General features: G+C 70.9%; 26 protein-coding genes. 12 read left to right on the forward strand and 14 right to left on the reverse strand.

The features are described 5' to 3' along the window. Window positions 1-302: 302 nt before the first annotated feature. From QQZ14_RS17595 to QQZ14_RS17630, 8 genes are all read right to left on the reverse strand, one after another. Window positions 303-677 carry a metal-sulfur cluster assembly factor gene (locus QQZ14_RS17595; RefSeq protein ID WP_284535685.1) on the reverse strand — a complete coding sequence of 125 codons (375 nt, stop codon included), beginning with the start codon at window positions 675-677 and terminating at the stop codon, window positions 303-305. After that, window positions 670-1,137, reverse strand: coding sequence for a Fe-S cluster assembly sulfur transfer protein SufU (gene sufU, locus QQZ14_RS17600; protein WP_284535686.1), 468 nt, complete (start codon window positions 1,135-1,137; stop codon window positions 670-672). The genes QQZ14_RS17595 and sufU overlap by 8 nt, the downstream gene beginning before the upstream one ends. Before the next feature lie 3 nt (window positions 1,138-1,140). Continuing rightward, a complete protein-coding gene (locus QQZ14_RS17605; protein WP_284535687.1) occupies window positions 1,141-2,391 on the reverse strand; it encodes a cysteine desulfurase in 1,251 nt (416 codons plus the stop codon). 1 nt (window position 2,392) lies between these two features. Beyond that, window positions 2,393-3,151 carry a Fe-S cluster assembly ATPase SufC gene (sufC, locus tag QQZ14_RS17610; protein ID WP_284535688.1) on the reverse strand — a complete coding sequence of 253 codons (759 nt, stop codon included), beginning with the start codon at window positions 3,149-3,151 and terminating at the stop codon, window positions 2,393-2,395. Window positions 3,152-3,218: 67 nt separating this feature from the next. Continuing rightward, a complete protein-coding gene (locus QQZ14_RS17615) occupies window positions 3,219-3,554 on the reverse strand; it encodes a non-heme iron oxygenase ferredoxin subunit (protein ID WP_284535689.1) in 336 nt (111 codons plus the stop codon). A gap of 70 nt (window positions 3,555-3,624) precedes the next feature. After that, window positions 3,625-4,815, reverse strand: a complete 1,191-nt coding sequence (gene sufD, locus QQZ14_RS17620) for a Fe-S cluster assembly protein SufD (RefSeq protein ID WP_284535690.1) — start codon at window positions 4,813-4,815, stop codon at window positions 3,625-3,627. Between the two features lie 77 nt (window positions 4,816-4,892). Then, entirely contained in the window at window positions 4,893-6,311 is a 1,419-nt protein-coding gene (gene sufB / locus QQZ14_RS17625) for a Fe-S cluster assembly protein SufB (RefSeq protein WP_284535691.1), read from the reverse strand. After that, a complete protein-coding gene (locus tag QQZ14_RS17630) occupies window positions 6,308-7,033 on the reverse strand; it encodes a helix-turn-helix transcriptional regulator (protein WP_284535692.1) in 726 nt (241 codons plus the stop codon). Before QQZ14_RS17630 ends, sufB begins: the two co-directional genes overlap by 4 nt. Window positions 7,034-7,179: 146 nt before the next feature. Here QQZ14_RS17630 and QQZ14_RS17635 point away from each other — a divergent pair, with 146 nt between their 5' ends. From QQZ14_RS17635 to QQZ14_RS17660, 6 genes are all read left to right on the forward strand, one after another. Beyond that, window positions 7,180-8,055: a lysylphosphatidylglycerol synthase domain-containing protein gene (locus QQZ14_RS17635; protein ID WP_284535693.1), complete on the forward strand. Its 876-nt coding sequence runs from the start codon at window positions 7,180-7,182 to the stop codon at window positions 8,053-8,055. 137 nt (window positions 8,056-8,192) lie between these two features. Beyond that, window positions 8,193-8,933, forward strand: coding sequence for a phosphatase PAP2 family protein (locus tag QQZ14_RS17640; RefSeq protein WP_284535694.1), 741 nt, complete (start codon window positions 8,193-8,195; stop codon window positions 8,931-8,933). Next, a complete protein-coding gene (locus QQZ14_RS17645; protein WP_284535695.1) occupies window positions 8,930-9,589 on the forward strand; it encodes a glycerophosphodiester phosphodiesterase in 660 nt (219 codons plus the stop codon). Before QQZ14_RS17640 ends, QQZ14_RS17645 begins: the two co-directional genes overlap by 4 nt. A 42-nt stretch (window positions 9,590-9,631) precedes the next feature. Beyond that, the gene (locus tag QQZ14_RS17650; protein ID WP_284535696.1) at window positions 9,632-10,582 is read left to right on the forward strand and encodes an ABC transporter ATP-binding protein; all 951 of its coding nucleotides are present in this window, start codon (window positions 9,632-9,634) and stop codon (window positions 10,580-10,582) included. Then, on the forward strand, window positions 10,579-11,352 hold the full coding sequence (locus tag QQZ14_RS17655; RefSeq protein WP_284535697.1) for an ABC transporter permease: 774 nt from the start codon (window positions 10,579-10,581) through the stop codon (window positions 11,350-11,352). The genes QQZ14_RS17650 and QQZ14_RS17655 overlap by 4 nt, the downstream gene beginning before the upstream one ends. Next, on the forward strand, window positions 11,352-12,239 hold the full coding sequence (locus QQZ14_RS17660) for a COX15/CtaA family protein (RefSeq protein WP_284535698.1): 888 nt from the start codon (window positions 11,352-11,354) through the stop codon (window positions 12,237-12,239). The genes QQZ14_RS17655 and QQZ14_RS17660 overlap by 1 nt, the downstream gene beginning before the upstream one ends. A 246-nt stretch (window positions 12,240-12,485) precedes the next feature. On the opposite strand, the gene QQZ14_RS17665 is transcribed toward QQZ14_RS17660, so the two are convergent. Next, window positions 12,486-13,538 (reverse strand): heme o synthase, encoded by a 1,053-nt coding sequence (locus QQZ14_RS17665; RefSeq protein ID WP_446740504.1) that lies wholly within the window; start codon window positions 13,536-13,538, stop codon window positions 12,486-12,488. Between the two features lie 3 nt (window positions 13,539-13,541). Between QQZ14_RS17665 and tkt the strand changes: the two genes are divergently transcribed. The 6 genes from tkt to pgl all read left to right on the forward strand — a co-directional run bounded on the left by tkt (window position 13,542) and on the right by pgl (window position 21,767). Beyond that, the gene (gene tkt, locus QQZ14_RS17670) at window positions 13,542-15,671 is read left to right on the forward strand and encodes a transketolase (RefSeq protein WP_284535700.1); all 2,130 of its coding nucleotides are present in this window, start codon (window positions 13,542-13,544) and stop codon (window positions 15,669-15,671) included. Window positions 15,672-15,712: 41 nt separating this feature from the next. Next, on the forward strand, window positions 15,713-16,819 hold the full coding sequence (gene tal / locus QQZ14_RS17675) for a transaldolase (protein WP_284535701.1): 1,107 nt from the start codon (window positions 15,713-15,715) through the stop codon (window positions 16,817-16,819). Then, window positions 16,816-18,483, forward strand: a complete 1,668-nt coding sequence (locus QQZ14_RS17680) for a glucose-6-phosphate isomerase (protein WP_284535702.1) — start codon at window positions 16,816-16,818, stop codon at window positions 18,481-18,483. Before tal ends, QQZ14_RS17680 begins: the two co-directional genes overlap by 4 nt. Then, window positions 18,480-20,030 carry a glucose-6-phosphate dehydrogenase gene (zwf, locus tag QQZ14_RS17685; protein ID WP_284535703.1) on the forward strand — a complete coding sequence of 517 codons (1,551 nt, stop codon included), beginning with the start codon at window positions 18,480-18,482 and terminating at the stop codon, window positions 20,028-20,030. Before QQZ14_RS17680 ends, zwf begins: the two co-directional genes overlap by 4 nt. An 85-nt stretch (window positions 20,031-20,115) precedes the next feature. Next, window positions 20,116-21,042 (forward strand): glucose-6-phosphate dehydrogenase assembly protein OpcA, encoded by a 927-nt coding sequence (locus QQZ14_RS17690; protein WP_284535704.1) that lies wholly within the window; start codon window positions 20,116-20,118, stop codon window positions 21,040-21,042. After that, window positions 21,039-21,767, forward strand: a complete 729-nt coding sequence (gene pgl, locus QQZ14_RS17695; protein WP_284535705.1) for a 6-phosphogluconolactonase — start codon at window positions 21,039-21,041, stop codon at window positions 21,765-21,767. The genes QQZ14_RS17690 and pgl overlap by 4 nt, the downstream gene beginning before the upstream one ends. Before the next feature lie 35 nt (window positions 21,768-21,802). On the opposite strand, the gene QQZ14_RS17700 is transcribed toward pgl, so the two are convergent. The 5 genes from QQZ14_RS17700 to gap all read right to left on the reverse strand — a co-directional run bounded on the left by QQZ14_RS17700 (window position 21,803) and on the right by gap (window position 25,578). Next, window positions 21,803-22,162 carry an RNA polymerase-binding protein RbpA gene (locus QQZ14_RS17700; RefSeq protein WP_284535706.1) on the reverse strand — a complete coding sequence of 120 codons (360 nt, stop codon included), beginning with the start codon at window positions 22,160-22,162 and terminating at the stop codon, window positions 21,803-21,805. A gap of 24 nt (window positions 22,163-22,186) precedes the next feature. Beyond that, window positions 22,187-22,417, reverse strand: coding sequence for a preprotein translocase subunit SecG (secG, locus tag QQZ14_RS17705; protein WP_207559306.1), 231 nt, complete (start codon window positions 22,415-22,417; stop codon window positions 22,187-22,189). Between the two features lie 31 nt (window positions 22,418-22,448). Further along, complete coding sequence (gene tpiA, locus QQZ14_RS17710) at window positions 22,449-23,243, reverse strand: triose-phosphate isomerase (protein ID WP_284535707.1); 795 nt, start codon at window positions 23,241-23,243, stop codon at window positions 22,449-22,451. A 137-nt stretch (window positions 23,244-23,380) separates the two neighbouring features. Next, entirely contained in the window at window positions 23,381-24,580 is a 1,200-nt protein-coding gene (locus tag QQZ14_RS17715; protein WP_284535708.1) for a phosphoglycerate kinase, read from the reverse strand. Between the two features lie 2 nt (window positions 24,581-24,582). Beyond that, window positions 24,583-25,578 (reverse strand): type I glyceraldehyde-3-phosphate dehydrogenase, encoded by a 996-nt coding sequence (gene gap, locus QQZ14_RS17720; RefSeq protein ID WP_284535788.1) that lies wholly within the window; start codon window positions 25,576-25,578, stop codon window positions 24,583-24,585.

The raw sequence follows: 25,578 nt of genomic DNA on the forward strand, positions 1-25,578 counted from the left end.
CGAGTCGGGACTTCTGACGGTCGAGTCGGGAGTTGTGACGGTCGAGTCGGGAGTTGTGGTCACGTAAGTCCCGACTCAACGCTCAGAAGCCCCGACTCAACATGGCCGGGTCGCGGTGGTCGAGCCTGTCGAGACCGCCACCGGCCACTACCAGGCTCGGTCGGCAAGTGCGCCTGGTGTCTCCGGTCTCGAGCCGCCCGTCGCGCCTTCGCTGCGCTCAGGCGGCGGGGCTCCTTCGACCTCTTCGCGTCGCTACTCCGCGGCGCCGCGAGCTCCGCTCGGCCACCGATCGGTGTAGCGGCTCAGACGTTGAAACCGAGGGCGCGCAGCTGCTCGCGGCCGTCGGGGGTGATCTTGTCGGGACCCCACGGGGGCATCCAGACCCAGTTGATCGCGACGTCGTTGACCAGGCCCTCGAGGGCACTGTTGGTCTGGTCCTGGATCACGTCGGTCAGCGGGCAGGCCGCCGAGGTGAGCGTCATGTCGAGCACCACGTTGGAGCTCTCGTCCAGGTGCACGTCGTAGACCAGGCCGAGGTCGACGACGTTGATGCCCAGCTCGGGGTCGACGACGTCCTTCATCGCCTCGGTGACGTCCTCGACCGAGACGGCCGATCCGACGGTCGTGACGGAGCCCCCAGCCTCGGGGACCTCGGGAAGATCGCTGTGGTCAGCCATTGCTGCCTCCATTCGTCGAGCCCTCCAGGGAACGGGCCGTGGCGTCCTTCCAGGCCATCCACGACAGTAGTGCGCACTTCACGCGCGCCGGGAACTTCGCGACACCGGCGAACGCGATGCCGTCCTCGAGCACGTCCTCGTCGGGCTCCACCGTGCCCTTGCCCTGCATGAGGGTCAGGAACTCCTGGTGGATCGACATCGCCTCGTCCACCGGTTTGCCGATCACCAGGTCGGTGAGCACCGACGCCGACGCCTGTGAGATCGAGCAGCCGACCGCGTCGTACGACACGTCGCGCACCACGCCCTCGTGGACGTCGACGCGCAGGGTCACCTCGTCCCCGCAGGTCGGGTTCACGTGGTGCACCTCAGCCTGGTACGGGTCGCGCAGGCCTTGGTGGTGGGGGTTCTTGTAGTGGTCCAGGATGATCTCCTGGTACAGGGCGTCCAGCTCTTGGGTCATCAGTCAGCCCAACTTGAAGTACGAGCGGGTGTATTCCAGGCCCTCGACCAGCGCGTCGATCTCGGCCGGCGTCGTGTAGAGGTACGACGACATCCGGGTCGAGCTCTGCACGCCGAACCGTGCGTGCGCGGGCTTGGCGCAGTGGTGGCCTGCCCGTACGGCGATGCCGCGGGAGTCGAGCACCTGCGCGACGTCGTGGGGGTGCACTCCGTCGATCTCGAAGGCGATCGCTCCCCCGCGCTGCGCGGCGTCGAGCGGCCCGAGCACGGTGAGGCCCGGCACGGTCGCGAGGCCCTCGAGGGCATATGCCGTGATCGTCTGCTCGTGCCGGTGCACGGCGTCCATCCCGAGGTGGGCGAGGTAGTCGACGGCGGCACCGAGGCCGACGGCCTCGACGATCGGCGGCGTGCCGGCCTCGAAGCGGTGCGGCGCCGCGGCGTACGTCGAGCGTGCCATCGTCACCGTCTCGATCATCTCGCCGCCGCCGTGGAACGGCGGGAGCTCGTTGAGCAGCTCCTCGCGGCCCCAGAGCACGCCTATCCCGGTCGGGCCGACCGTCTTGTGCCCGGTGAAGACCAGGAAGTCGCAGCCGGTCGCGACCACGTCCACCGGCAGCTGCGGGGCCGCCTGTGATGCGTCGATGACCGAGTAGGCACCGACCGCCCGCGCCCGGGTGACGAGGTCGGCCACCGGGTTGATCGTGCCGAGCATGTTGGAGACCCACGTGAAGGCGACCACCTTGGTGTGCTCGTCGACCAGCGCGTCGGCGTTCGACAGGTCGAGGCGACCGTCCTCGGTCAGCCCGAACCACCGCAGCTCGGCGCCGGAGCGCTCGCACGCGAGCTGCCAGGACACGATGTTGGAGTGGTGCTCCATCTCGGTGATCACGACGTTGTCGCCGGGGCCGAGCTCGATGGTGCGCGCCAGCAGGTTCAGGGCCTCGGTGGCGTTCTTGGTGAAGACGACCTCGTTGCGCGAGGGTGCGTTGAGGAACGCGGCCACCTTGTCGCGCGCAGCCTCGTACGCCTCGGTCGACTCCGCGCCGAGGGTGTGCATGGCCCGGGCGATGTTGGCGTTGTGCCGCTCGAGGTGGTCGACCATCGTGTCGATGACGACCTGCGGCTTCTGCGAGGTGTTGGCGCTGTCGAGGTAGACCAGCGGCAGACCGCCCGCGAGGGTCCGCTCCAGGATCGGGAAGTCGGCGCGGATCACCTCCAGCTCGGGGAGGAGTCCGGGCAGCTGCACCGTGGTCATCTCAGACGCCGGCCTTCAGGTAGCGGTCGTAGCCCTCGGCCTCGAGCTGCTCGGCGAGCTCGGGGCCACCGGAGGCGGCCACCTTGCCGTCGACGAACACGTGGACGTGGTCGGGGGTGATGTAGCGCAGGATCCGGGTGTAGTGCGTGATCAACAGCACGCCCTTGCCCTGCTGGGCGCGGAACCGGTTCACGCCCTCGGAGACGACCTTGAGCGCGTCGATGTCCAGGCCCGAGTCGGTCTCGTCGAGGATCGCGACCTGCGGGTTGAGCAGCTCGAGCTGGGCGATCTCGTGGCGCTTCTTCTCGCCGCCGGAGAACCCCTCGTTGACCGAGCGGGTGCCGAAGGTCGGGTCGAGGTTGAGGTCCTCGAGCGCCTTGTTGACGTCCTTGACCCAGGTGCGCAGCTTGGGGGCCTCGCCGTCGAGGGCGGTCTTGGCGGTGCGCAGGAAGTTCGACACCGAGACGCCGGGAACCTCGACGGGGTACTGCATCGCAAGGAACAGGCCGGCGCGGGCACGCTCGTCGACCGTCATCGACAGCAGGTCCTCACCGTCGAGGGTGACCGTACCGCCCGTGATCGTGTACTTCGGGTGGCCGGCGATCGAGTAGGCGAGCGTGGACTTGCCCGACCCGTTCGGCCCCATGATCGCGTGGGTCTCGCCGGCCTTGATGGTCAGCGTGACGCCCTTGAGGATCTCCTTGGGACCGTCCTCGGTGTCGACGGACACCTGCAGGTCCTTGATCTCGAGCTCGCTCATACCGGGGCCCCCGCGGAATCGTTCGCGGAGGAGCGAAGCGGGGGAAGCGGACGATTTCGTGGGGTGGTCATGAGGGGGTGACTCCGTTCAGGGTGGTGGTGGTGTCGACGTAGATGTCGTTGTCGCGGACCTCTACGGGGAAGGTCGCGACGGGCTCGGTGGCCGGGAGGCCGGTGGGCTTGCCGGTGCGCAGGTCGAACCGCGACCCGTGCAGCCAGCACTCCACGGTGCAGTCGGCGACCTCGCCCTCGCTCAGCGGCACCGCCGCGTGCGAGCAGAGGTCCTGGATCGCGAAGAACTCGTCCTCGTGACGGGCCACGGCGACGTCGTACGCCCCGACGGTGACCGCGAGGGCCTCGTCGGTGGGGACGTCGCCGACCGCGCAGGCGCGCTCGAAGCTCATTTCGGGGTCCCCGCGTCGTTGTTCGCGGAATGAGCGAAGCGGGAGGAGCGGAGACCGGCGTGGGGCGTTGTCATGCGTCCTCCTTGAGGACGTTCTTGGCCAGCTCCGTCTCCACGGTGCTCAGCAGCCGCTCCTCGACCGAGGGGATGCCGACCTTGCGGATGAGGTCGTTGAAGAAGCCGTGCACGACGAGGCGCTGGGCCTCCTTCTCCGAGACGCCGCGCGAGCGCAGGTAGAACAGCTGCTCGTCGTCGAAGCGGGCGGTGGCCGACGCGTGCCCGGCGCCCTCGATCTCGCCCGTCTCGATCTCGAGGTTGGGGACCGAGTCGGCCTGGCAGCCGTCGGTGAGCACGAGGTTGCGGTTCTCCTCGTAGGTCTCGATGCCCTCGGCGATCTTGCGGATCAGCACGTTGCCGATCCAGACGGTGTGAGCGCCCTGGCCCTGCAGCGCTCCCTTGTAGAGCACGTGGCTCTTGGTCTTGGGCGCGTTGTGGTCGGCGAACAGCCGGTGCTCGAGGTGCTGGCCCTCGTCCGCGAAGTAGAGCCCGAGGAGCTCGGCGTCGCCGCCGGGACCGGCGTACTCGACGTTCGCGTGCATGCGCACCACGTCGCCGCCGAAGGAGATCGAGGTGTGCTTGACGGTCGCGTCGCGGCCGACCTGGATCGCGTCGCGGCCCAGGTGGACGGCGTCGTCGGCCCAGTCCTGCAGGGTGAGCACGTTGGCGCGGGCACCGTCTCCGACGAGCACCGTCGTGATCGCGGCGTAGCGCGCCGACCCGGTGTGGTTGACGACGACGGTGACGTCGGCGTGCGTGCCGACCCGGATCAGCAGCCGGCCCCACACCAGGTCGTCGACCGACTCGCCGTGGAGGTGCAGCACGACGGGCTCGGTGATCGCGGCGTCGGCGGGGACGTCGAGCAGCATCGCGCTGCCGGCGTGCGCAGCCGCGAGCGCCGAGGGCCGGTCGTTGGGGGCCAGCTCGCCCAGGGCGACCGCCTCGTCGGCACCGACCTCGCGGAGCGTCACGCCCTCCGGGAGCGTGGTGGTCCACGTCAGGTGAGCCTCGGAGGACTCGCCGTCGAGGAGCCCGCGCAGCCTCTTGAGCGGCGTGAAGCGCCAGATCTCCTCGCGCCCGGTGGGCACCGGGTGGTCGTCGAGGTCGTACGACGGCGGCGGGTTCAGGTGGGACACGATGAGGTGTCCCTGCTCCTGCTCGAGGGCGGACGACACGCTCTCGCGTGCGGTGTCAGTGACGGTCACTACTCTGCTTTCTACGTGCTGGGTCTCGATACGCTCGCTGGCGCTCGCTACTCGACCAACGGGGGCGGATGTCCCGCTCAGCCGACTGCGCCTTCCATCTGGAGCTCGATCAGCCGGTTGAGCTCCAGGGCGTACTCCATCGGGAGCTCCTTGGCGATCGGCTCGACGAAGCCGCGGACGATCATCGCCATCGCCTCGTCCTGCTCCATGCCACGCGACATGAGGTAGAAGAGCTGGTCGTCGGAGACCTTGGAGACGCTCGCCTCGTGGCCCATCGACACGTCGTCCTCGCGGATGTCGACGTAAGGGTAGGTGTCGGAGCGGCTGATCTGGTCCACGAGCAGCGCGTCGCACAGCACGTTGGACTTCGAGCCGTGGGCGCCCTCGTTGATCTGGATGAGGCCGCGGTACGACGTGCGGCCACCACCACGAGCAACGGACTTGGACAGGATCGAGGACGAGGTGTGCGGCGCGGCGTGCACCATCTTGGCGCCCGCGTCCTGGTGCTGGCCCGCGCCGGCGAACGCGATCGACAGCGTCTCGCCCTTGGCGTGCTCCCCCATGAGGTAGACGGCGGGGTACTTCATCGTGACCTTGGAGCCGATGTTGCCGTCGACCCACTCCATCGTCGCGCCGGCCTCGCACACCGCGCGCTTGGTGACGAGGTTGTAGACGTTGTTCGACCAGTTCTGGATGGTCGTGTAGCGGCAGCGGCCGCCCTTCTTCACGATGATCTCCACGACGGCGGAGTGCAGCGAGTCCGAGCTGTAGATCGGCGCGGTGCAGCCCTCGACGTAGTGCACGTAGGCGTCCTCGTCGACGATGATCAGCGTCCGCTCGAACTGGCCCATGTTCTCGGTGTTGATCCGGAAGTAGGCCTGCAGCGGGATATCGACGTGGACACCCTTGGGGACGTAGATGAACGAGCCGCCGGACCACACCGAGGTGTTGAGCGCGGCGAACTTGTTGTCGCCGACGGGGATCACGGTGCCGAAGTACTCCTGGAACAGCTCCGGCTGCTCGCGCAGCGCGGTGTCCGTGTCGAGGAACAGCACGCCCTGCGCCTCGAGGTCCTCGCGGATCGAGTGGTAGACGACCTCGGACTCGTACTGCGCGGCGACGCCGGACACCAGGCGCTGCTTCTCCGCCTCGGGGATGCCGAGCTTGTCGTAGGTGTTCTTGATGTCCTCGGGGAGGTCGTCCCAGGTCGCGGCCTGCTTCTCGCTCGAGCGCACGAAGTACTTGATGTTGTCGAAGTCGATCGCCGAGAGGTCCGAGCCCCAGGTCGGCATCGGCTTCCGGTGGAAGAGCTTGAGGCCCTTCAGGCGCAGGTCGAGCATCCACTGCGGCTCGTTCTTCTTCGCCGAGATGTCGCGGACGACGTCCTCGTTGAGCCCGCGCCGCGCGGCGGCACCGGCGACGTCGGGGTCGGCCCAGCCGAAGTCGTAGCGACCGATGCCCTTGAGCTCGGGGTTGAGTTCTTCGATGGAGGTCATCGGCTGACGTGCTCCTTCTTCTCGGTGGTCACCGGGTGCGGCGTGGTCTTGGTCTGCGTGCTGGTCGGAACGTCGGGAATGCAGGTGGTGCACACCCCGTCGCCGTGGGCGATGGTCGCCAGGCGCTGGACGTGGCGGCCGAGGACCTGGCTGATCGCCTCGGTCTCGGCCTCGCACAGCTGGGGGAACTCGTGGGCGACGTGGGAGACCGGGCAGTGCTGCTGGCACAGCTGCTCGCCCACCGCGACGTCGCGGACGGCCGCGGCGTAGCCCTCGTCGGTGAAGACCCGGGCGAGCACCTCAGCCGGCCCCAGGTCGGGGTGGGCGGCGCTGACGCCGACGAACCGCTCCTGGATGAACGACGCACGGCGGACGGCGAACTCGCGGACCGCGTCCGTGCCACCGGTCTCGGCCAGGAACCGCAGCGCCTGGACCGCGAGGTCGTCGTACTGCTGGTCGAAGCGGTCGCGCCCGGTCTCGGTGAGCGCGAAGACCTTGGCCGGACGACCCCGGCCACGGGCCGCCAGACTGCGCGGCTCACGCGCCTCGACCGCCCCCTCCTCGACCAGCTGGTCGAGGTGCCGGCGGACCGCCGCGGGCGTCAGGTCGAGCCGCTCGGCGAGGGCCGCGGCCGTCGAGGGTCCGTCGACGAGGATCGACCGAGCCACCCGCTGGCGCGTGGGCTGGTCGTGCCCGGGGACCGGGACCTCGTCGAATTCCACAACGCCAGTGTGCCGTTATTGAGCAAGGCCCTTCAAGTAAGGCGAGCCTTACCCGACTTGGACATCGGCCGGTCGTCAGCCACACTTGCACCAACCCGCGCTGCAAGGAAGCCGCGATCTCGCCGACCGAAGGTTCCGCCGACCGCATGCTCGCCCGCCTCCGCGCCGTCCTCGCGTCCCGCACCGTGCTGGTCCTCGGGGTGCTCGTGAGTCTCCTCGTCCCCGTGTTCACGCTCCCCCAGCTGCCCCACGTCTCGGTGTGGCCCGTGCTCGTGGGGCTGCTCCCCTGGGTGGTCGGCAAGTACCTGCTCTGCCCGCTGCGCTGGCGGGCGCTCACCGACGCCGACCTCACCCGGCGCTGGCACCTGCGCGCGTACGCCGAGTCCGAGCTGCTCGGGCTGTTCACGCCCGGTCACGTCGGCGCCGACCTGTGGCGCCTCAAGCGGCTCACCGGCACGGGCCTGGGCCGCGGCGACGCGATCGTGAGCGTCGGCACCGACCGGCTCGTGGGGGCGCTCGGCCTCGCTGCGTTCGTCGCCTTCGCCGGTACGGCGCTCCCGATGAACCTGATCCTGCCGGTCGTCGGACTGTCGCTGGCCGCGGTCGCGGCCGTCGTCGTGCTGCGCCGCGTGCGCCCCGGACTGCTCCCCAGCCGCCCGCTCCCGCCGGTCCGCAAGCTCCTCCACGGTCTCGTGCTCTCGGCCGGCTACCAGCTCTCGATCGCCGCGCTCCTGGTCGGGGCGGTCGGGGCGACCGGCAACACCGTGTCCCCGCTGGCCGTGCTCGGCGCGTTCGGCGCCAGCCAGCTGGCCGGTGCCGTCCCTGGGCCCAACGGCGCGAGCCTGCGGGACGGGGCCCTCGTGGTGGCGCTGGTCGCCGCAGGCGTCCCGCTGGGTGCCGCCGCCGCGGCCGTCTCCATCAAGGCCGCCATCGCCTGGCTGCCCGCCCTCACCCTCGGCGGGGCGAGCCTGCTCGTCAGCCGACGCCAGGCCAACGTGGCCGCCGCGGCCGCCGCCGTCTGAGTCTCGCCCACGCACCGCCCGGGCACCTGCATCGAACTCGGGACCTTCGCCTCGCGACGCCGTCGGCGGGACGCGAGAGGATCGACCCGAGGGCCGCCCCGGACGCCGCACGCGAGCGACAGGCAGGAGGCCGGGTGATGTTGATGCCGACCACGGCCGTGCTCCGGCACCGTCGGGTGCGATGGGTGCTCGAGCAGGTCGCGATCGTGGTGCTCGGCGTCTTCTTCTACTTCCAGGTGCGTGGGCTCACCGCGGCGACGCCGTCGGTCGCCGTCGAGCACGCCCACGACGTCATCGCGTTCGAGGAGCGCCTCGGCCTCGACATCGAAGGCGTCGTGCAGGCGTCGGTCACCGACTCCGACGCGCTCTCGACGATCGCCAACTGGATCTACATCTGGGGGCACTGGCCGGTGATCGTCGCCACCATGGTCTGGCTGGTGTCGCGCCACCGGGACGTCTTCCTGCGGCTGCGCAACGCCATGCTGGTCTCCGGCGGCATCGGGCTCATCATGTTCGTGTCCTACCCGCTGGCCCCGCCCCGGCTGGTCGACCCCGAGCTCATCGACACGATCACCGAGCGTTCGTACGCCTACCGCGTCCTCCAGCCGCCCAACTTCGTCAACCAGTACGCCGCGATGCCGAGCCTGCACGCCGGCTGGGACCTCCTGGTCGGCATCTCCATCGCCACCGCCGCGGGCTCCATGCTGTGGCGCGTGATCGGCTGCGTGCTGCCGGTGCTGATGGCGTTCGCGGTGGTCGCCACCGCCAACCACTACGTGGTCGACGTGATCGCCGGGCTGATGCTCGCCATGGTCGGCTACGCCGCTGCCGTGGCCTTCGAGAGCCGGCGCGCGCGCCGAGCCGGACCGGCCCCATGACGCTGCTCGCGATCGCGCACCGTGCCGGGAACTCGCTGGCCGGGCTGCACGAGGCGAACCTGCTCGGTGCCGACGTCATCGAGTGCGACGTGCACGCCTACCGCGGCCGGCTCGAGGTCCGTCACCTCAAGACCGCCGGGCCGCTCCCGTTCCTCTGGGACCGCTGGGAGCTCGCGTCGGCCTCGGCACCCCGGCTCGGCCTGGGCGCGCTGCTCGACGCCGACCAGCGAGGCACCACGTTCATGCTCGACCTGAAGGGCCGCAAGGTCGCCACCGGGCGTTCCGTCGCCGAGCTGCTGCACGAGCGCGCCCACGAGCACGACGTGCTCGTCTGCGGGCGGCACTGGCCGGCGGTCGAGCGGGTCGCCGAGCTCCCCTACGTGCGCCCCGTGCTGTCCGCGCGCACCCGTGCCGAGCTCGCCGCGCTCGTGCGCCGGCTCGACCGCCGTGACCGGGCGACGCCGTACGGCGTGTCCCTGCACCGATCCCTGCTGGACGCCGATCTGCTCACGAGGCTGCGGCGCACGATCGAGGTGGTGATGACCTGGGCCGTCGACGATCTCGCGACCCTCGACCGGGTCGTCGGCCTCGGCGCCAACGGCATCATCACCAACGAGCCCGAGATCCTGGCCGAGGTGCGTCGCCGGAGCAGCTGACCCGTCGCCGTTCAGGTCCCGACTGCTCCCTAGACTGGCCCGGTGCCCGCGCCCGACGACCCCGACGTGCCTGCGGTCGCCGTCGACGGCCTGGTGATGCGCTACGGCGACAAGGTCGCCGTCGACGGGCTCACGCTGACCGTCCAGCGGCACACGATCACCGCAGTCCTGGGGCCCAACGGCGCCGGCAAGACCACCACGCTGGAGACCTGCGAGGGCTATCGTCGGCCCCAGTCCGGCACGGTCCGGGTGCTCGGTCTCGACCCGGTCCGCGAGCGCACCACGCTGCTGCCCCGCATCGGCGTGATGCTCCAGGGCGGCGGGGCGTGGAGCGGTGTGCGGGCCCGCGAGATGCTCGACCACGTCGCGAAGCTGCACGCGCACCCGCTCGACACCGACATGCTCTCCGACCGGCTCGGGCTGGCCGACTGCGGGCGGACGCCGTACCGCCGGCTCTCCGGCGGCCAGCAGCAGCGTCTGGGCCTGGCGATGGCGCTGGTCGGACGCCCCGAGATCGTGTTCGTCGACGAGCCGACCGCCGGCATGGACCCCCAGGCCCGCCGGACGACCTGGGAGCTCCTCGAGGAGCTCCGGGCCGACGGCGTCACGGTGGTGCTGACCACGCACTACATGGACGAGGCCGAGCGGCTCGCCGACCACATCCACATCATCGACCACGGGCGGCTGATCGCGTCCGGGTCGCCGCTCGAGCTCACCCGCGGCGGCACCCACGCGACGATCCGGCTGGTGGTGACCCGGCCGTTCCCGCCGGGGTCCCCGGACACGCTGCGCCGGACGCTCGGCGAGCACGCGGAGGTCACCCAGCTCGACGAGGTGAGCATGCTGGTGACCGGTCCCGCCGACGCGTCGACGCTCGCGAAGGTGTCGCGCTGGTGCGAGGAGAACGACGTGCTGCCCGAGTCGCTGACGCTGGGACAACGCAACCTGGAGGACGTCTTCCTCCAGCTGACCGGACGGGGGCTGGAGCCGTGAGGGGCTCGACCGGGACGTTCATCCCGAGGCCGGGCGCCGCACCGCTCCACCGACAGGTGCTCGCCCAGGCGGCGATGGAGTCGCGTCTGATGCTGCGCAACGGCGAGCAGCTCCTGCTCGCCGTGGTGATCCCCGTGATCGTGCTCATCGGCGGCGTCGCGGGTGCCGACCGGGTGGGCCTCGACCTCGAGCACTCCGCGGTGGACGTGTTCGCACCCGGCGTGCTCGCGCTCGCGGTGATGTCGACCGCCTTCACCTCACTGGCGATCGCGACGGGCTTCGAGCGCCGCTACGGCGTCATCAAGCGCCTCGGATCCTCGCCGCTCCCCCGCTCCGGCCTGCTCGCCGGCAAGATCGGCGGCCTGCTGCTGATCGAGGTGCTCCAGGTGCTGGTGATCTCGATCGTCGCGCTGGCGCTCGACTGGGACCCCGAGCCGGGGGTGCTGGGCGCCGTGCTCGCGGTGATCCTCGGGACGGCGGCCTTCGCCTCGCTGGGCCTGTTCATCTCCGGGGTGCTGCGCGCCGAGGCCACCCTGGCCGCCGCCAACCTCGTCTACCTCCTGCTGATGGCGGGCGGCGCGGTGGTGCTGCCGTCGTCGGCGTACGGCGCGTTCGGCCACGTCGTGCACTGGCTGCCCTCGGGCGCCCTGGGCGGCGCCATGCGCGAGGCGCTGATCGACGGCACCACCGCCTGGTCCGAGCTGCTCGTGCTGCTCGCCTGGGCCGTGCTCGGCACCGCCCTCACCGCCCGGACCTTCAAGTGGGAGTGATGGACCGACTCATCCAGCGACTGCGACACCTCGACGACTGGGCACGGGGCTGGGGGTGGGCCTCCCTGATCGCCAACGGCGCGCTCGTCGTGACCGGAGGCGTCGTCCGGCTGACCGGCTCCGGCCTGGGCTGCCCGACCTGGCCGCGGTGCACCGAGGACTCGCTGACCCCGCACGGGGCGTACGACATCCACTCGGTCATCGAGTTCGGCAACCGGATGCTGACCTGGGTCCTCGTCGTGGTCGCGGTGGGCACCTTCGTGGCCGCCTGGCAGTCCGGGCGGCGCGACCTGCGCCGGATCGCGCTGGTGATGGCGCTCGGCATCCCCGCCCAGGCCGTGATCGGCGGGATCACCGTGCTCACCGACCTCAACCCGTGGGTCGTGTCGCTGCACATGCTCTGCTCGATGGCGATCGTCGCGCTCGCGGTCTTCTTCCTCGAGCGGCTGGACCGGCCCGCACCCGCCGTACCGCCGCGGGGTGCGACGCTCGGGCTGGCCTGGGCGACCTTCGGCGCCGCCTGGGCGGTGTTCTACATCGGCACCGTGGTCACCGGGGCCGGGCCGCACGCCGGCGACTCCGCCTCCAAGCGCAACGGCCTCTCCGCGCTGCAGATGAGCCAGCTGCACGCCGACTTCGTGTTCTTGTTCGTCGGCCTCACCATCGGGCTGCTGTTCGCCGCCGTCGCCACGGGTGCGCCCGCATCGACCCGTCGGGTGATCGTGCTGCTGCTCGCCATCGAGGTCGGCCAGGGCACCATCGGGTTCGTGCAGTACTTCACCGACCTGCCGGTCGTGCTCGTCGGCTTCCACATGCTCGGCTCGGCACTCACGTCCGGCGCCGTCGCCTGGGCGCTGGTGCGGGTCCGGGAGCCGGCCGCGGCCTGACGTACCCGCGCTGCCCGGGGGTGGGCGGTGGGCCAGCAACCTTGGCGGCGCCCGGAAGGTTGCCCGGGCACCGCCGCCCGGCGCGCACCCCGACGTACATCGACGGCGGCCCGCCCGTACCCCCGTGGACGGGCTGGCCGCCGTCACCTCTCAGACGCCGTTGCAGCCCCGGAGGTTGCGTCGCGGGACGAACTTTCTCGCACGAGTTACTCCGGGGCCCGGCGGAATCCGGTCGCGACCGGCCCCTCAGCGGGAGATCAGCGGGTCGACGGCGACCGCGACGAAGAGCAGCGACAGGTAGAGGTTGGACGAGTGGAACAGCCGCATCGGCTGGATCACCGTGAGGCTCTCGGTGTCGCGGGCGCGCGCCCACATCCGATGTGCCTCGACCAGGAAGAACGCACCGAGCAGGCCGGCCGCCACGGGGTAGACCACGCCGGTGCCGGCGACCGGCCACAGCAGCAGCGACGTCGCGACCATCACCCAGCTGTAGAGGACGACCTGGCGGCCGACCTCGCGCGCGGGTACGACGACCGGGAGCATCGGCACGTCGACGTTCGCGTAGTCCTCGCGGTAGCGCAGCGCGAGCGCCCAGGTGTGCGGCGGGGTCCAGAAGAACACCACCGCGAAGAGCACCACCGGCACCCACGAGAGAGAGCCGGTCACGGCCGTCCACCCGATCAGCGCGGGGAAGCAGCCGGCGAGGCCGCCCCAGACGATGTTCTGGGTGGTGCGCCGCTTGAGGAGCATCGTGTAGCCGAAGACGTAGAACGCGTTGGCTGCGACCGCCAGCACCGCCGAGAGCGGGTTGACCCACAGGTAGAGGATCACGGTCGAGGCGATCCCGAGCACGAACCCGAACACCAGCGCGGCCGCCGGCGACACGATGTGGCGCGGCAGCGCCCGCCGGCGGGTGCGCCGCATCTGCTCGTCGATGTCGCGGTCGTAGACGCAGTTGAACACCGACGCCGACCCCGCCGAGAACGCACCACCGACGACGGTCGCGACGACGAGCCCCAGGTCGGGGACGCCGCGCGCGGCGAAGAACATCACCGGCACGGTGGTGAGCAGGAGCAGCTCGATCACGCGGGGCTTGGTGAGCCCGACGTACGCCGCGATCACGTCCTTGACGGTCGCCCGTTCGGCTGCGGACTGCTGGGCAGCAGAGGCCGACTGGCCGACGTACGTCACAGGGGATCCTCGGGCGGGACAGGGGGTACCGGCAGGTAGCAGGACGGCTGCGAGTCTATCCCGTGGGGTGAGTAGGCTCGGTGATGGCCGATTGACCTCGAAAGGAATCCCGTGACCGACACCGCTGCGCTCGACTGGACCGACCTCGACCAGAAGGCGGTGGACACGGCTCGGGTGCTCGCGATCGATGCTGTCCAGAAGGTCGGCAACGGGCACCCCGGCACGGCGATGAGCCTCGCGCCCGCGGCGTACCTGCTGTTCCAGAAGGTCATGCGGCACAACCCCGCCGACCCGAACTGGCCCGGGCGCGACCGCTTCGTGCTGTCGGCCGGCCACTCCTCGATCACGCTCTACACGCAGCTGTTCCTCGGTGGCTGGGGCCTGGAGATCGAGGACATCAAGTCACTGCGCACCTGGGGCAGCAAGACCCCCGGACACCCTGAGTTCGGCCACACCGCCGGTGTGGAGACCACCACCGGCCCGCTCGGTCAGGGCGTCGGCAACGCGGTCGGCATGGCGATGGCCGCCCGCCGGGAGCGGGGGCTCCTCGACCCGACCGCCGCCGAGGGCGACTCGCCCTTCGACCACCAGATCTACTGCATCTGCAGCGACGGCGACCTCGAGGAGGGCGTGAGTGCCGAGGCGTCCTCGATCGCCGGTGTGCAGAAGCTCGGCAACCTCACGCTGATCTACGACGCCAACCGCATCTCCATCGAGGGCGACACCGACGTGGCGTTCACCGAGGACGTCGGCAAGCGCTACGAGGCCTACGGCTGGCACGTCCAGACCGTCGACTGGACCCACGACGGCACGACGTACGTCGAGGACGTCCCGCAACTGCACGACGCGATCCGCAAGGCCCAGGCAGTCACCGACCAGCCCAGCATGATCGTGCTGCGCACGGTCATCGCCTGGCCGGCGCCGAACGCCCAGGGCACCGGCAAGTCGCACGGTTCGGCCCTCGGCGCCGAGGAGGTGGCCGCCACCAAGAAGATCCTCGGCTTCGACCCCGAGCAGCACTTCGAGGTCGCCGCGGAGGTCCTCGCTCACACCCGCTCGCTCATCGAGCGCGGCAAGGCCCAGCAGGCCGAGTGGGACGAGTCGTTCGCGGCCTGGCAGTCGGCCGCCGACGCCGAGACGCTGGCCGTCTGGGAGCGCATCCAGACCCGGGCCCTCCCGGACATCGACGCGGTCCTCCCCCACTTCGACGCGTCCGAGAAGGGCGTGGCCACCCGCAAGGCCTCCGGCGAGGTCATCAACGCGATCGCCGGCATCATGCCCGAGCTGTGGGGCGGCTCGGCCGACCTGGCCGAGTCGAACAACACCACGATCGAGGGCGCGAAGTCGTTCATCCCGAAGGACCGCTCGACCGCGCAGTGGGACGGCGACCCCTACGCCGGCCGGGTGCTGCACTTCGGCATCCGCGAGCACGGCATGGGCGCGATCCTCAACGGCATCACCCTGCACGGCGGCACCCGCGTCTTCGGCGGCACGTTCATGACGTTCTCCGACTACATGCGCGGATCGGTGCGGCTCGCGGCGCTGATGGGCCTGCCGGTCACCTACGTGTGGACCCACGACTCCATCGGCCTCGGCGAGGACGGCCCGACCCACCAGCCGATCGAGCACCTCGCCGCGCTCCGCGCGATCCCGGGACTCGACGTCGTCCGGCCGGCCGACGCCAACGAGACCGCCGCCGCCTGGAAGGCCGTCCTCGAGAACACCGACCGGCCCGCCGGCCTGGCGCTCACCCGGCAGAACGTCCCCGTGTTCCCGCGGGGCGAGGACGCCGACGGTCAGCAGTGGAGCGACACCAGCAACGTCCATCGCGGCGGCTATGTCCTCCTCGACGCTCCTGACATCGACGGGCAGAGCGGCGCCCCCGACGTCGTCCTCGTCGGCACCGGCTCGGAGGTGCAGGTCGCGGTCGCGGCGCGCGCGCTGCTCGCCGCGGACGGCATCCGGGCCCGCGTGGTCTCGATGCCGTGCCGCGAGTGGTTCGACCGGCAGGAGGAGTCCTACCGCGAGACCGTGATCCCGCCGATCGTCAAGGCGCGCGTGTCCGTCGAGGCCGGCGTCGCCCAGGGCTGGCGCGAGGTTGTCGGCGACCACGGTCGCATCGTCTCGATCGAGACGTACGGCGCCTCCGCCGACTACGCCCGCATCTACGAGGAGTACGGCATCACCGCCCAGGCCGTGGCCGACGCGGCCCGCGACAGCATCCGCGTCAGCACCAGCTGACCTCGGCTGCACGACCGACCACCTACATCGGAGGAACCTGCATGAGCGACCGACTGAAAGCCCTCGCCGACGCCGGCGTCTCCATCTGGCTCGACGACCTGTCCCGCGAGCTGATCGAGAGCGGCCGGCTCGCCGAGCTGATCGCCGAGAAGCACGTGGTGGGTGCCACCACCAACCCGACGATCTTCGCGGCGGCGATCGCCGACGGGGAGCGGTACGACGGGCAGGTCCGTGAGCTGGTCGAGAAGGGCGAGCCGGTGGAGCGAGTGGTCTTCGAGCTCACCACCGAGGACGTCCGCAACGCCTGCGACCTGATGCGCCCGGCCTTCGACGCGCGTCACGTCGACGGTCGTGTGTCGATCGAGGTCGAGCCGGACCTCGCGAACGACACCGAGGGCACGCTCGCCTCGACCCGAGCCCTCTGGTCGGCCGTCGACCGCCCCAACGCCTTCATCAAGATCCCCGCGACCAAGGAGGGTCTGCCGGCCATCACGGCCGCGACCGCCGAGGGCATCAACGTCAACGTGACCCTGATCTTCGGCGAGCAGCGCTACCGCGAGGTCATGGACGCCTACCTCACCGGCCTCGAGCAGGCCCGCGAGGCCGGACGCGACCTGTCCACGATCCACTCGGTGGCGTCGTTCTTCGTCTCCCGGGTCGACACCGAGGTCGACAAGCGGCTGGAGGCGGTCGGCTCGGAGACCGCGCTCGCCCTGCGCGGCAAGGCGGCGGTGGCCAACGCCCTGGTGGCGTACGGCGCGTTCGAGGAGGTGTTCGGGTCCGAGCGCTGGCGCGCGCTCGAGGCCGCGGGCGCCAACCGGCAGCGGCCGCTGTGGGCGTCGACGGGGGTCAAGAACCCCGACTACGACGACACCATGTACGTCCGCGACCTGGTCGTCCCCGAGACCGTGAACACGATGCCCGCGAAGACCATGGAGGCCTTCGCCGACCACGGCGAGATCCTCGGTGACGTGGTCACCGGCCGGTCCGGTGCCGGCGCCGCGATCCTCGAGCGGCTCAGGGAGGTCGGCATCGACTTCGACGACGTCCTGGTCGTCCTCGAGACCGAGGGCGTGGACAAGTTCAAGAAGTCGTGGACCGAGCTCGTCGAGACCGTGTCCGCCCAGATGAAGAAGGCCTCCGCATGAGCGACTCCCCCGCCCCCGCCGCCGGCTGGCACGTCGCACAGGGCGACCGGTTCGAGCTGCACGTCGGCTACCGCGACGAGGCGGCCTACACCGCCGCCGTGCAGGCCCTCGTGGACGACAAGGTCGCCAGCCGCCTCGCGGCGCGCGACCACACCCTGTGGGGGGCCGCCGCGGAGGCCGAGTCCGCCAAGCGCCTCGGCTGGGTCGGCCTGTCCGAGGCCTCCCGGTCGATGATCAGCGACATCGCCGAGCTCGAGGTCGAGCTGCGCGAGCAGCAGGTCTACCGGATCGTGCTCTGTGGCATGGGCGGGTCCTCGCTGGCTCCCGAGGTCATCTGCGAGAGCGACGACGTCGAGCTCGTGGTCCTCGACTCCTCCGACCCCGACTTCGTGCGCACCGCCATCGAGCACAGGCTCGAGGAGACCGCCGTGGTCGTCTCCAGCAAGTCCGGCGGCACCGTCGAGACCGACAGCCAGCGACGCGCCTTCGAGAAGGCGTTCCGCGACGCCGGCATCGACCCCACGAACCGGATCATCGTGGTCACCGACCCCGGGTCACCGCTGGAGAAGTCCGCGCGTGAGGCCGGCTACCGGGTCTTCCTCGCCGACCCCGAGGTCGGCGGGCGCTACTCCGCGCTCACGGCGTTCGGCCTGGTGCCCAGCGGCCTGGCCGGCGCTAACGTCGCCGACCTCCTCGACGAGGCCGAGGCGATCCGTCCGGCGCTCGAGGCCGACTCCGTCGACAACCCCGGCCTGCGGCTGGGCGCGCTGCTCGGCGCGGCCAACCTGGCCGGCGCCGACAAGCTGGCGCTCACGAACGTGGGGGCGCCGTACGCCGGCTTCGGCGACTGGGTCGAGCAGCTCGTCGCGGAGTCCACCGGCAAGGACGGCAAGGGCATCCTGCCGGTCGTCGTCGAGTCCCTCGACTCCCCCAACTTCACGCCCAGCACCGCGGACGAGGTCCTGGTCGCGTTCGGGCCCGGCCACGCCGACCGGGCCGACAAGATCCGGCCCACCTCCGGCTGGGGGGCCACGATCGACGCGCCGCTCGGCGCCCAGATGCTGCTGTGGGAGTACGCCACGGCCGTCGCGGGCCGGATCATCGGCATCAACCCGTTCGACCAGCCCGACGTCGAGAGCGCCAAGGCGGCCGCCCGCGAGATGCTGGACGGCGGGGGCAGCACCCCGGAGCCGGTGTTCACCGACGGGCCGGTCGCGGTCTACGCGTCGGAGGGCTGGCTGCCCGAGGGCACCACCACGACCGCCGCCGCGGTGGAGGCGCTGCTCGCCCAGCTCGACGGCGACCGGGGCTACGTCTCCGTGCAGGCCTACCTCGACCGGCACCGCGACGCCCGCCTGGCCGACGTCCGCGACAAGCTCGCCGTGCGCACCTCGCGCCCGGTGACCTTCGGCTGGGGGCCGCGGTTCCTGCACTCGACCGGCCAGTACCACAAGGGCGGACCGGCCACCGGTGTCTACCTCCAGGTGACCGGGCAGCCGGAGGCCGACCTCGCCGTACCGGATCGCCCGTTCACGTTCCACGAGTTCCTCACCGCGCAGGCCGTCGGTGACGGCCGCGTGCTGGCCGACAAGGGGCGCCCGGTCCTCCGGCTGCACGTCTCGTCGCCGGCGGAGCTCGGCGCGGTGCTGGGAGTGCTCGGGTGACGACCCCGCCGGTGTGGAGCAACCCGCTCCGCGATCCCCGGGACCGGCGGCTGCCCCGCATCGCGGGGCCGAGCGGGATGGTGCTCTTCGGTGTGACCGGGGACCTGTCCCGCAAGAAGATCATGCCCGCGATCTACGACCTGGCGAACCGCGGGCTGCTGCCCCCGGGCTTCAGCCTCACCGGCTTCGCCCGGCGGGACTGGGCCGACCAGGACTTCGCGCAGATCGTGCACGACTCGGTGAAGGCGCACGCCCGCACCGAGTTCCGTGAGGAGGTCTGGCAGCAGCTCGCCGAGGGCTTCCGCTTCGTGCCGGGCAACTTCGACGACGACCAGGCCTTCGAGCGGCTGCGCCGTACGATCGAGGAGCTCGACGAGGTCCGCGGCACCGGCGGCAACCACGCGTTCTACCTGGCGATCCCGCCGGGATTCTTCGCCGACGTGGTCGGCCAGCTCCAGGAGCACGGCCTCACCGAGGGACGAGGCGACTCGTGGCGCCGAGTGGTGGTCGAGAAGCCCTTCGGTCACGACCTGGAGTCGGCCCGCCAGCTCAACGCGGTGCTCGACGAGGTGTTCCCGTCGGGCTCGATCTTCCGGATCGACCACTACCTCGGCAAGGAGACCGTGCAGAACATCCTGGCGCTGCGGTTCGCCAACGCGATGTTCGAGCCGATCTGGAACGCCAACTACGTCGACCACGTCCAGATCACGATGGCCGAGGACGTCGGCATCGGCGGGCGCGCCGGCTACTACGACGGCATCGGCGCCGCCCGCGACGTGATCCAGAACCACCTGCTGCAGCTGATGGCGCTGGTCGCGATGGAGGAGCCCACGTCGTTCGACGCCGAGAGCCTGCGCATCGAGAAGCAGAAGGTGCTCTCCAGCGTGGTGCTGCCCCGCCGCCTCGACCTGACCACCGCCCGCGGGCAGTACGCCGCCGGGTGGGCCGGCGGTGAGGAGGTCATCGGCTTCCTCGAGGAGGAGGGCATCAAGCGCACGTCCTCGACCGAGACGTACGCCGCGGTCACGCTCAACGTCGACACCCGCCGCTGGGCGGGGGTGCCGTTCTACCTGCGCACCGGCAAGCGGCTCGGCCGCCGGGTCACCGAGGTCGCCGTGGTGTTCAAGCGCGCCCCGCACCTGCCGTTCGCCGCGTCCTCGACCGAGGAGCTGACCCAGAACGCCCTGGTGATCCGCGTGCAGCCCGACGAGGGCGTGACGATGCGCTTCGGCTCGAAGGTGCCCGGCACCCAGATGGAGATCCGCGACGTCAACATGGACTTCGCCTACGGCGGGGCCTTCACCGAGTCGTCGCCCGAGGCGTACGAGCGGCTGATCCTCGACGTGCTCCTCGGCGACCCGCCGCTGTTCCCACGGCACGAGGAGGTCGAGCTGTCCTGGAAGATCCTGGACCCGATCCTCGAGCACTGGGCCAAGCAGGACGAGCAGCGCAAGAGCAAGCCCGAGCAGTACGAGTCCGGCGGGTGGGGACCCTCCTCCTCGGATGCGATGCTCGCGCGCGACGGACGAGTCTGGAGACGCCCATGAAGCCAACCCAGCCCACGCCGCGCCCGAACGTGCGCCCCGCATTGCCCCCGCGTCTGCCGGATCAGTTGACCGTTGGAAGTGCAGAATGATCGAGTTGACAAGCACCAATGCGTCCGAGATCGCCGCGGAGTTCGTCCGCGCACGGACCCGGGCCGGCAGCCCGGCGATGGGCATGGTCATGACGCTGATCATCGTGGTCAACGAGGACCAGGCCGAGGACGCCATGGCCGCGGCACGCGCAGCGTCGCACGAGCACCCCGCGCGGGTGCTCGGCGTGATCCTGGGCAGCGGCCGCGGCGCGCCCCAGGTCAACGCCCAGGTCGGCATCGGCTCGGGCTGGACGGGTGAGACCGCGCTGATCCGGCTCAAGGGCGAGGTCGTCAAGCACCCCGAGTCCGTCGTGCTCCCCCTGCTGCTGCCCGACTCCCCCGTGGCCGTCTGGTGGCCGTGCCACCCGCCCGAGGACCCCGCGGGCGATCCACTCGGCCGGCTCGCCCAGCGCCGGATCACCGACGCCGCCGCGGCCTCGAAGGCGCGGACCCGGGCGATCCACCAGCAGTGTGCGTCGTACACCAAGGGCAACACCGACCTCGCGTGGACGCGCATCACCTCGTGGCGGGCCCTGCTCGCCGCGTCGCTCGACCAGCGGCCGGTGAAGGTGACCGGCGCCGCGGTCACCGGTGAGCGGATCAGCCCGAGCGCGGACCTGCTCGCGGCCTGGCTGGCCGACCGCCTGAAGGTCGACGTCAAGCGGTCCAGCTCCGAAGGACCCGGCATCACCGAGGTGGTGCTCGAGACCCGTGACGGCCCGATCCGGATCACCCGCACGGACGGCAAGCTCGCGACGTTCTCCTCGCCCGGTCAGCCCGACCGGCCGGTGGCGCTCAAGCGACGTGCGCTGCCCGAGCTCCTCGCCGAGGAGCTGCGCCGGCTCGACGAAGACGACGTGTACGCCGAGACCGCCCGCGCCCTCGTCAAGATGAACGAAGCCAAGATGGGATCCCGATCGTGAGCACCGTTCCCCGGGTGGAGGTCCACCCGGACCCCTCCGCCCTGGCCACGTCGGTCGCCGGCGAGCTGCTGACCCGGCTCGCCGACGCCCAGGCCGCCGGCGGCGTGCCCCAGATCGCGCTCACCGGCGGCAGCATCGCCGAGGAGATCCATCGTGAGCTCGCCCGCCTCTCCCCCGCCTCCGAGGTCGACTGGACCCAGGTCGTGGTCTGGTGGGGCGACGAGCGCTTCGTGGCACCCGACTCCCCCGACCGCAACGCCGGGCAGGCCCGCGAGGCGTTCCTGGACGCGGTCGGCGTCGACCCCGCCAAGGTGCACGAGATGCCGTCGACGGCCGACACGGCCGACGTCGAGGCGGGGGCAGCGGCGTACGCCGCGGACCTGCGCGCGCACGGCAGCGGCGACTTCGACGTGGTGATGCTGGGCATCGGGCCCGACGGCCACATCGCCTCGCTCTTCCCGGGCTTCCCGCAGCTCGACGTCACCGACCGGATCGCGGTCGGCGTGACGGGCTCGCCGAAGCCGCCCCCGGAGCGGATCAGCCTGACGCTCCCGGCGCTCAACCGCGCCCGGTCCGTCTGGTTCCTGGTCAGCGGGGACGGCAAGGCCGGTGCGGTCGCCCAGGCCCTCGGCGGCGCCGACCTCCACGAGATCCCCGCCGCCGGCGTCACCGGCCACGACGAGACGATCTGGTTCCTCGACCGCGACGCCGCCAGCCAGCTCTGACGTTGATTCGGGACGACTCGACCTTGCTGCGGCAGCTAGAAGATGACGTCGCCGGACTTGCGACGGGAGCGCAGGAGCGCGAGTGCCTCGTCGAGGATGTCGGCGGCCTCCTGGTCGGAGCGCCGCTCCTTCACGTAGGCCAGGTGGGTCTTGTACGGCTCGATCTTGGGGGCGGGCGGCGGGTTCTCCGAGTCGAGGCTCGCCGGCAGGCCGCACTTGGGGCAGTCCCAGGAGTCCGGCACCTGCGCCTCGACCGAGAAGGTCACCACCGAGCGGTGCTCGTGGGCGCAGAAGTAGGTCACGGCCTGGCGAGGCGCCGCCTCACCACGCTCGGCCTCGCCCATCGGGCCGGCCCCAACCCGGCTCCCGCGAATAGCGTTTCCTCCACCAGCCACGGATCGGTTCCCTTTCTCGAGTTCTCAGTAGGCGAGCAGGAGCCCGAGGGCCACCACACAGGCAAACCAGATGACGCCGATCCCGACCGTCAACCGGTCGAGATTGCGCTCCGCGACGGACGAGCCGCCGAGGGAGCTGGAGACGCCACCGCCGAACATGTCCGAGAGGCCACCCCCGCGGCCCTTGTGGAGCAGCACGAGCAGGATCATCAGACCGCTCGCGATCATGAGCACGATGGTGAAGAGCAGAGTCACGATCGGTAAGCCTACGTCAGAGCCGGGGAGATCAGAGGACCGGCATGTCGTAGAAGCGGCAGATTCCGCCGAACTCGTCCACCTGCAGGCTCGCGCCGCCCACCAGGCAGCCGTCCACGTCCTCCTTGGCCATGATGCCGGCGACGTTGGAGGCCTTCACCGAGCCGCCGTACAGCACGCGCACGGCGTCGGCGGCCTCGTCACCGTGGACCTCGCGGATCCGCGCGCGGATCGCGGCGCAGACCTCCTGGGCGTCCTCAGGCGTCGCGACCTCGCCGGTGCCGATCGCCCAGACGGGCTCGTACGCGACCACGAGACCGGCGACCTGCTCGGCGGTGAACCCGGCGAGCGACCCGTCGACCTGCGCCAGGCAGTGCTCGACGTGCTGCTGCGCCTTCCGGACCTCGAGGCCCTCGCCGACGCACACGATCGGCACCATCCCGGCCTCGAGGGCCTTGTGGGCCTTGGCGTTGACGACCTCGTCGGTCTCGGCGTGGTACTCGCGACGCTCGCTGTGCCCGGCCAGCACATAGGAGCAGCCGAGCTTGCTCAGCATGGTCGCCGAGATCTCGCCCGTATAGGCGCCGGAGTCGTGCGTCGAGACGTCCTGAGCGGCGTACTTGACCTGCAGCCGGTCACCGTCGACGAGCGTCTGCACCGACCGGAGGTCGGTGAACGGCGGGACCACGACGACCTCGGCACGCTTGTAGTCGTGCCGCTTGTCGGTCAGCGTCCAGGCGAGCTTCTGGACCAGGACCACCGCCTCCTGGTGGTTGAGGTTCATCTTCCAGTTGCCCGCCATGAGCGGGGTGCGCTTGTCGGCCATGCCATCCTCGGCGTCTCGTGTGTCGGGGCTGGGCCCCGGTCGGGTTGTTCGTGCATTGAGGCGTCGCCCCCCCGGGCCCCCGGGGCGTCGCTTGGGTGNGCCCCCCCCGCGCCCCGGGGGGGCGACGCTTCGGAGTGCTAGTCCTCCAGGACCTTGATGCCCGGGAGCTCCTTGCCCTCGAGGTACTCGAGGCTCGCCCCGCCACCGGTGGAGATGTGGCCGAACGCTCCCTGGTCGAAGCCGAGCCTGCGGACCGCGGCGGCGGAGTCGCCACCACCGACCACGGACAGGCCGTCGACCTTGGTCAGGGCCTCGGCGACGGCACGCGTGCCGCCGGCGAAGGCGTCGGTCTCGAAGACGCCCATCGGGCCGTTCCAGAACACCGTGCGGGCGTCGGCGAGCGCGGCCGCGAAGGCCGTGGCCGACTCGGGCCCGATGTCGAGGCCGAGCGCGTCCGCCGGAATCTCCGAGGCAGGCACGACACGCGGCTCCGGGGTGCGGTCGCCCGAGGGGAACTCGGTGTCGACCACGATGTCGGTCGGCAGCACGATCTCGACACCGGTCTGCTCGGCCCGCTCCAGGTAGGAGCGGCAGGTGTCGAGCTGGTCGTCCTCGAGCAGGCTCTTGCCGACCTCGTGGCCCTGCGCCTTGAGGAAGGTGAAGACCATGCCGCCCCCGATGAGCAGCTTGTCGGCCTTGCCGAGCAGGTTGTCGATGACGCCCAGCTTGTCGGAGACCTTGGAGCCGCCGAGGACCACGACGTACGGACGGGCCGGGTCGACCGTGAGGCGACGCAGGACGTCGGTCTCCTTGGCCACCAGGGCGCCCATCGCGTGCGGCAGCCGCTGTGCCACGTCGTAGACCGAGGCCTGCTTGCGGTGGACCACGCCGAAGCCGTCGGAGACGAAGGCGTCGGCGAGGGCCGCGAGCTGGTCGGCGAACGCCGCCCGCTCCGCCTCGTCCTTGCTGGTCTCGCCCGGGTTGAACCGGACGTTCTCGAGCACGGCGACCTGGCCGTCCTGGAGACCCGCGACCGTGGCCTGGGCGCTCTCCCCGACCGTGTCGGTGGCGAACGCGACCTCCTGGCCCAGCAGCTCGCCGAGCCGGGCTACGACCGGCCGCAGCGAGTACCGGTCCTCGGGCGCCCCCTTGGGGCGCCCGAGGTGGGCGGTCACGATCACCCGGGCGCCGGCGTCAGCCAGGGCCTTGATGGTCGGCACGCTTGCGCGGATCCGGCCGTCGTCGGTGATGGTCGTCCCGTCAAGCGGGACGTTGAGGTCGGACCGGACCAGCACGCGCTTGCCGGCGACCTCACCGAGTCCGTCGTAGGACGTCACGATCAGAGGGTCGTCGCGACGTAGTCGATCAGGTCGACGAGACGGTTGGAGTAGCCCCACTCGTTGTCGTACCAGCCGATGACCTTGACCTGGTTGCCGATGACCTTGGTCAGCGGCGCGTCGAAGATGCAGGACGCCGGGTCGGTGGTGATGTCGGTGGAGACGATCGGGTCCTCGCTGTACTTGAGGAACTTGCCGTCGGCGGCAGCCTTGACGATCGCGTTGACCTCCGCGACCGTGGTCTCCCGGCCGGCCTCGAAGGTGAGGTCGGTGGCGGAGCCGGTCGGGGTGGGCACGCGCAGCGCGAAGCCGTCGAGCTTGCCCTTGAGCTCGGGCATGACCAGGCCGATCGCCTTGGCGGCGCCGGTCGAGGTCGGCACGATGTTGAGCGCCGCGGCGCGGGCGCGCCGCAGGTCGCGGTGCGGGCCGTCGAGCAGGTTCTGGTCACCGGTGTAGGCATGGATGGTGGTCATCAGGCCCTTGACGATGCCGAGCTCGTCATGCAGCGCCTTGGCCATCGGGGCGAGGCAGTTCGTGGTGCAGGACGCGTTCGAGATGATCGTGTGCGAGGCCGGGTCGTAGTCGCCCTCGTTGACGCCCATGACGATGGTGACGTCCTCGTTCTTCGCCGGGGCGGAGATGATGACCTTCTTGGCGCCGCCGTCGATGTGGGCCTTCGCCTTGGTCGCGTCGGTGAACAGGCCGGTGGACTCGATCACGATGTCCACGCCGAGGTCGCCCCACGGCAGTGCGGCCGGGTCGCGCTCCTCGAACACCTTGAACGTGTGACCGGCGGCCGAGATCTCGGTCTCGGTGGAGGTGACGTCGCCCTCGAGGCGACCCAGGATCGAGTCGTACTTCAGGAGCGTCGCCAGGGTCTTGTTGTCGGTCAGGTCGTTGACGGCGACGATCTCGATGTCGGCGCCGGACGCCACGACGGCCCGGAAGAAGTTGCGGCCGATCCGGCCGAACCCGTTGATACCTACTCGAACGGTCAC

The organism is Nocardioides sp. T2.26MG-1, from assembly GCF_950101795.1.
GTDB lineage: Bacteria > Actinomycetota > Actinomycetes > Propionibacteriales > Nocardioidaceae > Nocardioides.